This is a genomic window from Collinsella aerofaciens (genome assembly GCF_039758815.1).
Lineage (GTDB): Bacteria > Actinomycetota > Coriobacteriia > Coriobacteriales > Coriobacteriaceae > Collinsella > Collinsella aerofaciens_BP.
The window spans coordinates 51,219-61,370 of record NZ_JBDMSK010000010.1 but is presented as its reverse complement, the minus strand read 5'-3'; the positions used below and the strand labels follow the sequence as shown (position 1 = coordinate 61,370).

Here is a 10,152-nt window from a genome sequence, read left to right as displayed (position 1 = left end):
ACCCGGCAAGGGGTCGATAGCTTTGCAATTTCAAAAAGATGATTGAGGCAGAATGTCAATTCTGGTCTAACAGAGCCTTAAATAATCATTCGGTACAAATTGATCATTTAATCCCCGTCCCAGAAAAATCATCAGCTAGTTGCGCCTAAGGTGGACGACGGTCTCGCAGTGGAAGGTTTGTGGGAACAGATCGACTGGCGTGATCTTTACGGGGGAGAAAGTGCCTTCCTCGACAAAGCGTTTAAGATCGCGCGCCAGGGTGGCCGGGTCGCAGCTCACATAGGCGACATCGCGAGCGCTTGTGCTGGCGATGAGGTCGATGGCCTCAGGCGCTAGGCCTGCACGCGGCGGGTCGACTACTAGGACATCGGCGTCCTGGTCGGGGAACTCGCGCACAGCGTCTCCGCCAATGACGTCGACGTTATCAAGCTTGTTGATTTCCAGGTTACGGCGTAGATCGCGCACGGCGGGGCCGTAGGCCTCGACGGCAGCGACAAAGTCGCAGCGGCGGGCGAGCGGCAGGGTAAAGGTGCCGGCACCGCAGTACAGGTCCACGGCAAGCTCGTCTTCCTGCGGATCGAGCGCCTCCATAACGAGCTCGATCAAAATCTCGGCGCCCTTGGTGTTGACTTGGAAAAACGATGGGGCGGACAGGCGCATCTGGCCGTCAGCGATGTTCTCGGTCCACGAGCCCTCACCGGCGAGCATCTCCACCTTAGAGACACGGCGGGCCTTCTTTTCGCCCTTGCTCATCACGCGCACGATGCTCGTGGGATGAGCGGCGTCCGCCAGCACGCGGGAGACCTGCGAGCGCGGAAAAGAGCCTGTCGGCGTCCAGAGTGCGACCTCGAGTGCCTTGGTGCGGCGCGATGCGCGAATGCCCACGCGTTCGAGCCCCAAGTCATGGCTGCCGCTTAGATAGTTAAGTGCGCCGACGACCGATTTGAGTGCCTTCGGGAAGCGCTTATCGAACAGCGGACACATATCGACGGTCACGATTTTGCTGGGGTCGACACCGTGCATGCCAAGGCGCACGCGACCGTTGACGACGGTCGGTTCGAGCTCGATTTTATTGCGGTAGCCCCAGTCGTCCTTGGTGTGGCAGATGGGCTGTACCAACTCATCGACCTGCTCAGGAGCGAACTTGCCGATGCGCTCGAGCGTGGAGCGCAGGTTTTGCTCCTTGGCGGCGAGCTGTGCCGTGCGTGAGAGATTGCCCCACGAGCAGCCGCCGCAGATGCCCACGAAGGGGCAGGGAGGCTGAATGCGATCGGGGCTTGGCTCCAGAATCTCGGTGGTGCGGGCGCGCATGAACGACTTGCCGTCCTGTACGACCTCGGCCTCGACGATGTCGCCTGCCACGGCGCCCTGCACAAAGACGGCCTTTCCGTTGTCGGCGTGCGCCAGCCCGTCGGCGCCGTAGGTCATCGATTCTATAGTGAGCTTCATATTCCTGCCTGTCATTCGCGTTGTTGTTCGCACCATGGTAGCAGGGAAAAGCGCCCCGCATCCGAGGCTTTCCTCAAATGCGGGGCGCTTCTACAAACTGCTTCTACAAACGACTATTTCGTCTTGCCGGTAATGAGCGTCTTAAGACCCAGGCCGATCAGGCCCAGGCCTATGCGCACGCGACCGGGGCGATGGCGCTCGATGGCCTTGGTCTTGCCGGCGGGCTTATCGCGACGGGTGCTCGTCTCGGATACGGGCTTGGTGACCTGCGGCTCGGGCTGAGGTGCAGGTGCAGGCTCGGGCTCAATGACAGTCGCCTGGACCTTCTGAACCTCGGGTGTGGTCGGCTGCGGCTTAGGAGCAGGGGTGGGCTTTGCCTCGGCGGCGGGCTCCGGAGTCGCGGTAGCGGGCTCGGGCGCTTTCTCCACGGCGGTCTCTGCGGCAGCCTCGGGCTCATTCACCGGGGGAGCTGCAACCGCTTCCGGTTTGGCAGCTGCCCCGTGTTCAACCTCGGCCTGAATGGCCTCCTCGGCCACACGTTCCTTCTCCTGTGCGCGCTGCTGCGCGGCGGCCTCGGCGTTGCGATAGGCACGCTCCAGTAGAGCTTCCTGCGAGTTGAAGGGTTTCTCACCCTCTGCACGCTCCACGGGGACCCAGGTGCCGTCGCTCGTGAGGCTGCGGGCCTTCACGTTGTCCCGCAGCTGCATGCCCATATACTCGTGCACTAGGGCGCGGCAGGTGGGGTCGAGCACGGGGAAGGCGATCTCCACGCGGTGCTCGGTGTTGCGCGTCATCATGTCTGCCGAGCTCAGGTAAATCATGTCCGAGTCCACGCCGAAAGCATAGACGCGCGCGTGCTCCAAAAAGCGTCCGACGATGGAGCGGACATGCACGTTCTCGGTCTTGCCCGGAATACCGGGCTTGAGGCACGAGATGCCGCGGATGATCATGTCTACGCGCACGCCGGCACACGATGCCTCGGCGATCTTGTCGATGACCTCGCGGTCGGTCAGCGAGTTGAGCTTAAAGAACACGCGGGCGGGCTCGCCGGCAAGGGCGCGCTGAATCTCGCGGTCAAGCCCGCGCATGATGAGCGGTTTCAGTCCGACGGGCGCCACACCCAGGAAGCGGTAGTCGCCGCGCAGGTTGCCCAGCGACAGATTGCGGAAGAACAGGTTGGCGTCTTCACCGATGCCGGGATGGGCTGTCATGAGCATAAAGTCGCTGTAGAGTTTGGCCGTCTTCTCGTTAAAGTTGCCGGTGCCCAAAAGCGTGAGGCGGGTGAGCGCCATGCCCTCGCGATAGGTGAGCTGGCAGATCTTTGAGTGGCATTTAAAGCCCTCGGAACCATAGATGACGGTGCAGCCCGCCTCTTCCAGACGCTCGGCCCACTCGATGTTGTTCTGCTCGTCAAAGCGGGCACGAAGTTCCATGAGCACCGTGACCTCTTTGCCGTTCTCGGCAGCATCGATCAGCGACTCGCACAGGCGGCTCTGCTTGGCCACGCGGTAGAGCGTGATGCGCAGCGAGATGCACTCGGGGTCATAGGCGGCCTCGTGCACCAGATCCAGGAACGGATTCATGGCCTCGTAAGGGTAAAAGAGCAGCTTGTCGTGCTGCAGCACCTGCTCGCGGATGGAGCGGGTCATATCGATGGTGGGGTTGGGCTGCGGCTTAAACGGCGTAAAGAGCAGCTCGTTGCGCAGGTGCTCGGGAATCTTACCCTCAATGCCAAAGACGTAGCCCAGGTCGAGCGGGATATCGCAGGTAAAGACAGAGCGGCGCGAAAGCTCGAGCGCCTTGCGGATGGTCTTGAGCGTCGCCTTCTCGAGCGATCCCGAGACCGCGAGCACTACCGGCTGCAGACGCAGGCGCTTCTTGAGAATGCGCTTCATGTGCTGGCGGTAGTCCTCTTCCTCTTCGACGCCCTCGCCGTCCGGATCGATGTCGGCGTTGCGGGTGACTCGGATGAGCGCGCGGTCGAGTGGCTTGTAGGAGCCAAAGCAGCTGTCCAGGCAGGCGAGGATGACGTCCTCGAGCAAGATGTAGGAGTAGGTGCCGGTGGGCGAGGGGATCTCGACCACGCGGTTCATCGAGGCGGGAATCTCGATAAGGCCCAGCAGGCTCTCCTCGTCGGTGGCGCCGTCCAGACCACAGGCCAGATAGAGTGCGCCATTGCGCAGGTTGGGGAAGGGGTGGCGAGGATCGATGACCAGCGGCGAGATGACCGGCGACACGTAGGCCTGGAAGTAGCGGGTTACAAAGGTGCGCTCCTCGGGCGTAAGCGAATCGATGTGGGCGCGGTGAACGCCCAAGGTGTCGAGCTTGTCCTCGATGCTCTTAAAGATGGACTCCCAACGGGTAAGGAGCCCAGGCATTTCGGCCATGACAGCATCGACCTGTTCGGAGGCGGTCATATTGCTCTTGTTGTCGACAGGTTGGTTTTTGAGCTCCGCCAGATCGGACAGGCCGCCCACGCGCACCATAAGGAACTCGTCGAGGTTGGACTCGAAGATCGAGACGAACTTTAGTCGCTCGAATAACGGAACGGTTTCGTCGAAGGCTTCGTCGAGCACGCGGTTGTCAAAGCGTAGCCAGCTGAGCTCTCGGTTTTGCGTGTATGAGAAGTCGCGCGGCGGTTTGCGCAGCTTTGCGGCGGCTTGCTTCTTTTCGATTTTGCTCGGCATATGCATCTGTCCGTTCAGTCCCCACAGGGGACGGTAGCCTAACACTATTCACTATTGTCTCAATTTAGTCGACCTGTGGCACGGACGTATCGCGTGAACGGTATCTTTACCTACTTCTTACGCTGCCAAGGCATGCAACTAACTGCCCAACTCGTTTAGAAACAATCTATATCCATACTCAATTGGTGAGGATGTATGAATAAGAATGATTGCGAGCTGAATATAATCGAATCCAAATTGAATCATGAACAAACGACATATATATGCAGAAAACCGTTTTAGCTATGCAATTCTTAAACATGAAAATATTTGTGCAATCTAGCTTAATTCCTTAGAAAAAAGAACATTTACCTTTGAAAACCTGCTTTAGAGAACCGAAGTGCATCATGGGGGAATCATATGAGATATACCGTTCATCGCACTTTGCTGACCGTTCGGGGGCGAGGTGGAATTGCAGGTGGTTTTTGGATATAACTAGAGCTGTCAGCAAGCAGCGTCCCATACGGAGGGGCGCTGATACATTCGGCCAGTAAGGCCCGAAAGAAAGGTAGGAGGCCATGACGAAAGGTCTGCACGTGCCTTCCGAGATCGGCAAGCTCAGGAAGGTCTGCCTGCACCGTCCCGGCGACGAGCTCCTCAACCTGCCGCCCGACGAGCTCGAGCGACTCCTGTTCGACGACGTCCCGTTCCTGGAGGTCGCGCAGCAGGAGCACGACACCTTCGCCCAGATCCTGAGGGACCAGGGCGTGGAGGTCCTCTATCTCGAGAACCTCGTCGCCGAGGTGTTCGACCAGGTCCCCGGCGCCCGCGCCGAGTTCACCGACCAGTACATCGCCGAGGCCGGCATCCGCGGCCAGCACATGCCGCAGATCGTCCGCGAGAAGCTGGACTCCATCGAGGACAACCTCGAGTTCGTCAAGAAGACCATGGCCGGCATGACCAAGTCCGAGATCGACATGCCCCTCACGGCGTCCACGACCCTCGACTCCCTGGTCAACTCCGAGTCCGAGTCCGACCTGATCATCGACCCGATGCCCAACCTCTACTTCACCCGCGACCCGTTCGCGGTCGTCGGCGAGGGCGTCAACCTCAACCGCATGTACTCGGTCACCCGCAACCGCGAGACCCTGTACGGCAAGTACATCTTCAAGTACCACCCCGACTACAAGGACGTCTCGCTGTACTTCCGCCGCGACTGCCAGTTCCACACCGAGGGCGGCGACGTGCTGAACATCAACGAGAAGACCCTCGCCGTCGGCATCTCCCAGCGCACCCAGGCCGCCGCGATCGACGTCATGGCCCAGAACATCTTCTGGAACTCCGACTCCAAGGTCGAGCGCATCCTGGCCTTCGACATCCCGGTCTCGCGCGCCTTCATGCACCTCGACACGGTCTTCACCCAGATCGACGTCGATAAGTTCACGATCCACCCCGCCATCATGGGCACCCTGCGCGTCTACGAGCTGACCGCCGGCAAGAACCCGGGCGACGTGAACATCCGCCTGATCGAGGACACCCTCGAGCACGTCCTGGAGGACGCCACCGGCGTCGACCAGGTCAAGCTGATCCCCTGCGGCGGCGGCGACCCGATCGCGGCCTCCCGCGAGCAGTGGAACGACGGCTCCAACACCCTGTGCGTCGAGCCCGGCAAGATCTGCGTCTACGCCCGCAACACCGTCACCAACGACGTGCTGTACAAGGAGGGCCTGGACCTTCTCGTCGTGCCCTCCGCCGAGCTCTCCCGCGGCCGCGGCGGCCCGCGCTGCATGAGCATGCCCTTCTGGCGCGAGGACCTCTAAGGTCTTTCAGGACCCGTACAGGTCATAATACATACATCTAGCTGCCATTAGATGTCTCCCATTGGGGCGGTGCGGGTTTTCGCACCGCCCCAATCTTGTATGAGGGACGTCAACACGATTGGATGACTGCTTTTGTAAGGAGCTTGGCCATGGACATCAAGACGATTGGCGTTGAGGAATGGCTCAACGTTTGGGAGAAAAGTGCCACGTGGGACATCGCCCAGTCGACGATCTCGTCGCTCACCATGGGCGAGCTGCGCGCGCTCGATGAGCAGGACGGCGCCACGTTCTACGAGCGCTTGGACCGCGAGAAGATGAACTACGGCTGGATCGAGGGCTCGCCGGAGTTTAAGGCCGTGGTTGCCAAGCTGTATCGTCGGGAGGTCAATCCCGACCACATTCTGCAGACCAATGGCTGCACGGGTGCGAACCTCAACGCCATCATGGCCGTGGTCGAGCCCGGCGACCACGTTATCGCCGAGTGGCCCACCTACGCGCCGCTCTACGAGATTCCGCGCACGCTGGGCGCCGAGGTCGAGTATTGGGAGCTTCGCGAGGAACTCGGCTGGAAGCCCGATATCGAGGAACTCAAGCGCTTGGTGCGCCCCAACACGAAGCTCATCTGCATCAATAACGCATCGAACCCCATCGGTACGGTGCTCGATGCCGATACGCTCGGCCAGATTGCCGAGATCGCCCGTTCGGTGGGCGCCTATGTGCTGTGCGACGAGGTGTATCTGCCGCTCGAAAACACTGGGTCCTTTATGTCGATGGTCGACGTGTACGAGAAGGCCATTGTCACCAACTCGTTGTCGAAGACCTATTCGACGCCTGCGGCCCGCGTGGGCTGGGTCGTGGCCGACGAAGAGGTGTCCAACCGCATCCGTACCTATCGCGATTACACCATGATCTGCGGCGGTGTGTTCAACGACGCCCTGGCGACCTATGTGCTTGAGCACAAGGACAAGATCCTCGAGCGCAATCGCAAGATCGTGTTTGGCAACCGCGATATCGCGCAGGCTTGGATCGATACGCAGCATCGCGTTTCCTGGACGGCCCCACAGGGCGTGTCTACCTCGTTTATCCAGCTGGATATTCCCGAGGACGACGAGGAGTTCTGCAAGCGCCTGCTGTCCGAGAGGGGAGTGCTGCTGGTACCCGGCAGCCGCTTTGAGCTTCCCTGTGGCGCACGCCTGGGCTACTGCGCGAGCGAGGACGTTCTGCGCGAGGGCCTGAGGCTTTTGGGCGAGGCGCTGGCGGAGTTTGATCGCTAGGATTCCGATGATCTTCGAGGGCGTTATCTAAATTGGCCGAAGATAATCGAAAACGGACCCGTTTCCCTAGTGAAGCGGGTCCGTTTTTCTATACCGAGAAGTCAAGTTGTTACAAATGGGGCCGTAAAGCGAGCCGGTATCCGCTGGGCCTTATACTGAGTTTCCGGTGAACGGTATCAAGCGTCTGGTAAACGGTAATTTATTTACCAGAAATGAATAGGACAAACTTTTTTCTGAATAAAAATGAAAATGGTTGAGACGCGGTATGAACCGCTAATTCTATTCATAGCTTTAGTGGAAATATGCAATTTGAGGATGGTTTAACAAAGTTAAGTTCCATTTGATTTTAGGATTGAAAACGCGTTTAAGCACGTAAATACGCTTTATTAAGATGAAGTGTGCCATGCGTGAAGTATATGTGTATGCCGTTCACCCCCTATAAAAAACCGTTCGGGGGCAAGGTGGAAGTATGGGCTGATTTTGGATATAAATATGTCGTCAGCAATAACGCCTCACACGGAGGGGCGCTAACGAATCGGCCCTGACAAGGGCCCGAAAGAAAGGTAGGAGGCCATGACGAAAGGTCTGCACGTGCCTTCCGAGATCGGCAAGCTCAGGAAGGTCTGCCTGCACCGTCCCGGCGACGAGCTCCTCAACCTGCCGCCCGACGAGCTCGAGCGACTCCTGTTCGACGACGTCCCGTTCCTGGAGGTCGCGCAGCAGGAGCACGACACCTTCGCCCAGATCCTGAGGGACCAGGGCGTGGAGGTCCTCTATCTCGAGAACCTCGTCGCCGAGGTGTTCGACCAGGTCCCCGGCGCCCGCGCCGAGTTCACCGACCAGTACATCGCCGAGGCCGGCATCCGCGGCCAGCACATGCCGCAGATCGTCCGCGAGAAGCTGGACTCCATCGAGGACAACCTCGAGTTCGTCAAGAAGACCATGGCCGCCATGACCAAGTCCGAGATCGACATGCCCCTCACGGCGTCCACGACCCTCGACTCCCTGGTCAACTCCGAGTCCGAGTCCGACCTGATCATCGACCCGATGCCCAACCTCTACTTCACCCGCGACCCGTTCGCGGTCGTCGGCGAGGGCGTCAACCTCAACCGCATGTACTCGGTCACCCGCAACCGCGAGACCCTGTACGGCAAGTACATCTTCAAGTACCACCCCGACTACAAGGACGTCTCGCTGTACTTCCGCCGCGACTGCCAGTTCCACACCGAGGGCGGCGACGTGCTGAACATCAACGAGAAGACCCTCGCCGTCGGCATCTCCCAGCGCACCCAGGCCGCCGCGATCGACGTCATGGCCCAGAACATCTTCTGGAACTCCGACTCCAAGGTCGAGCGCATCCTGGCCTTCGACATCCCGGTCTCGCGCGCCTTCATGCACCTCGACACGGTCTTCACCCAGATCGACGTCGATAAGTTCACGATCCACCCCGCCATCATGGGCACCCTGCGCGTCTACGAGCTGACCGCCGGCAAGAACCCGGGCGACGTGAACATCCGCCTGATCGAGGACACCCTCGAGCACGTCCTGGAGGACGCCACCGGCGTCGACCAGGTCAAGCTGATCCCCTGCGGCGGCGGCGACCCGATCGCGGCCTCCCGCGAGCAGTGGAACGACGGCTCCAACACCCTGTGCGTCGAGCCCGGCAAGATCTGCGTCTACGCCCGCAACACCGTCACCAACGACGTGCTGTACAAGGAGGGCCTGGACCTTCTCGTCGTGCCCTCCGCCGAGCTCTCCCGCGGCCGCGGCGGCCCGCGCTGCATGAGCATGCCCTTCTGGCGCGAGGACCTCTAAGTCTTTCCGTTTCCGGTGCGGTCCCCCTACAACCGCACCGGCTTCGCCCGTTAAACGGGCAACACTGATACTTACGTAATTCATTTCTTCGAAAGGAATCGAACCATGGGTGTTAACCTCTCCGGCCGTAGCTTCCTCAAGCTTCTCGACCTCACCACCGAGGAGATCGAGTACCTGCTCAAGCTCTCCAAGAACTTCAAGGATATGAAGCGCGCTGGCGTTCCGCACCGCTATCTCGAGGGCAAGAACATCGTTCTGCTCTTCCAGAAGACCTCTACTCGTACCCGCTGCGCCTTCGAGGTCGGCGGCATGGATCTGGGCATGGGCGTCACCTACCTCGATCCGGGTTCGTCGCAGATGGGCAAGAAGGAGTCCATCGAGGACACCGCCCGTGTTCTCGGCCGCATGTATGACGGCATCGAGTTCCGTGGCTTTGCCCAGGACGACGTCGAGGAGCTCGCTGCTAAGTCCGGCGTGCCCGTGTGGAACGGCCTGACCACCGAGTGGCATCCCACCCAGATGCTCGCCGACATCCTGACCGTCCAGGAGAACTTCAACTACGACATCAAGGGCAAGACCCTCGTCTTCATGGGCGACTGCAAGAACAACGTCGCTCGCTCCCTCATGGTTGTCTGCTCCAAGCTCGGCATGAACTTCGTGGCCTGCGGCCCCGAGGAGTGCATGCCCGCCGACGACGTCATCGAGGCCTGCAAGCCCATCGCCGAGGCCAACGGCTGCACCATCAAGCTGACCACCGACGTCAAGGACGGCGTCACCGGTGCCGACGTTATCTACACCGACGTGTGGGTCTCCATGGGCGAGCCCGACGAGGTCTGGGCCGAGCGCATCGCTCAGCTCACCCCGTATCGTGTTACCTCCGAGGTCATGGCTATGGCCAACCCGGGCGCCATCTTCCTGCACTGCCTGCCCAGCTTCCACGACACCAACACCACCATTGGCGCCGAGAAGTGCGAGCAGTTCGGCATCACCGAGCAGGAGGTCACCGACGAGGTCTTCGAGAGCCCCGCTTCCAAGGTCTTCGACGAGGCCGAGAACCGCATGCACACCATCAAGGCTGTCATGTACGCCACGCTCAAGTAAGAGCATCTAGCATCTCGCTCGGGGTGT

Annotated in this window: 6 protein-coding genes; 4 read left to right on the top strand and 2 right to left on the bottom strand. The window is 60.2% G+C overall.

The features are described from left to right. Positions 1-135 precede the first annotated feature (135 nt). Together rlmD and ppk1 are read right to left on the bottom strand one after the other, a co-directional pair. Positions 136-1,464, bottom strand: coding sequence for a 23S rRNA (uracil(1939)-C(5))-methyltransferase RlmD (rlmD, locus tag ABHT90_RS06175; RefSeq protein ID WP_195620553.1), 1,329 nt, complete (start codon positions 1,462-1,464; stop codon positions 136-138). A gap of 98 nt (positions 1,465-1,562) precedes the next feature. Then, on the bottom strand, positions 1,563-4,136 hold the full coding sequence (gene ppk1, locus ABHT90_RS06170) for a polyphosphate kinase 1 (RefSeq protein ID WP_346979361.1): 2,574 nt from the start codon (positions 4,134-4,136) through the stop codon (positions 1,563-1,565). A 557-nt stretch (positions 4,137-4,693) separates the two neighbouring features. On the opposite strand from ppk1, the gene arcA (ABHT90_RS06165) reads away from it, so the two are divergent. From arcA (ABHT90_RS06165) to argF, 4 genes are all read left to right on the top strand, one after another. Then, on the top strand, positions 4,694-5,935 hold the full coding sequence (arcA, locus tag ABHT90_RS06165) for an arginine deiminase (RefSeq protein ID WP_117848985.1): 1,242 nt from the start codon (positions 4,694-4,696) through the stop codon (positions 5,933-5,935). 149 nt (positions 5,936-6,084) lie between these two features. Further along, a complete protein-coding gene (locus tag ABHT90_RS06160) occupies positions 6,085-7,209 on the top strand; it encodes an aminotransferase (protein ID WP_346979360.1) in 1,125 nt (374 codons plus the stop codon). A gap of 573 nt (positions 7,210-7,782) precedes the next feature. Then, positions 7,783-9,024: an arginine deiminase gene (gene arcA / locus ABHT90_RS06155; protein WP_346981951.1), complete on the top strand. Its 1,242-nt coding sequence runs from the start codon at positions 7,783-7,785 to the stop codon at positions 9,022-9,024. A 105-nt stretch (positions 9,025-9,129) separates the two neighbouring features. Further along, positions 9,130-10,125 carry an ornithine carbamoyltransferase gene (argF, locus tag ABHT90_RS06150; protein WP_006234279.1) on the top strand — a complete coding sequence of 332 codons (996 nt, stop codon included), beginning with the start codon at positions 9,130-9,132 and terminating at the stop codon, positions 10,123-10,125. The last annotated feature ends 27 nt before the right edge of the window (positions 10,126-10,152 follow it).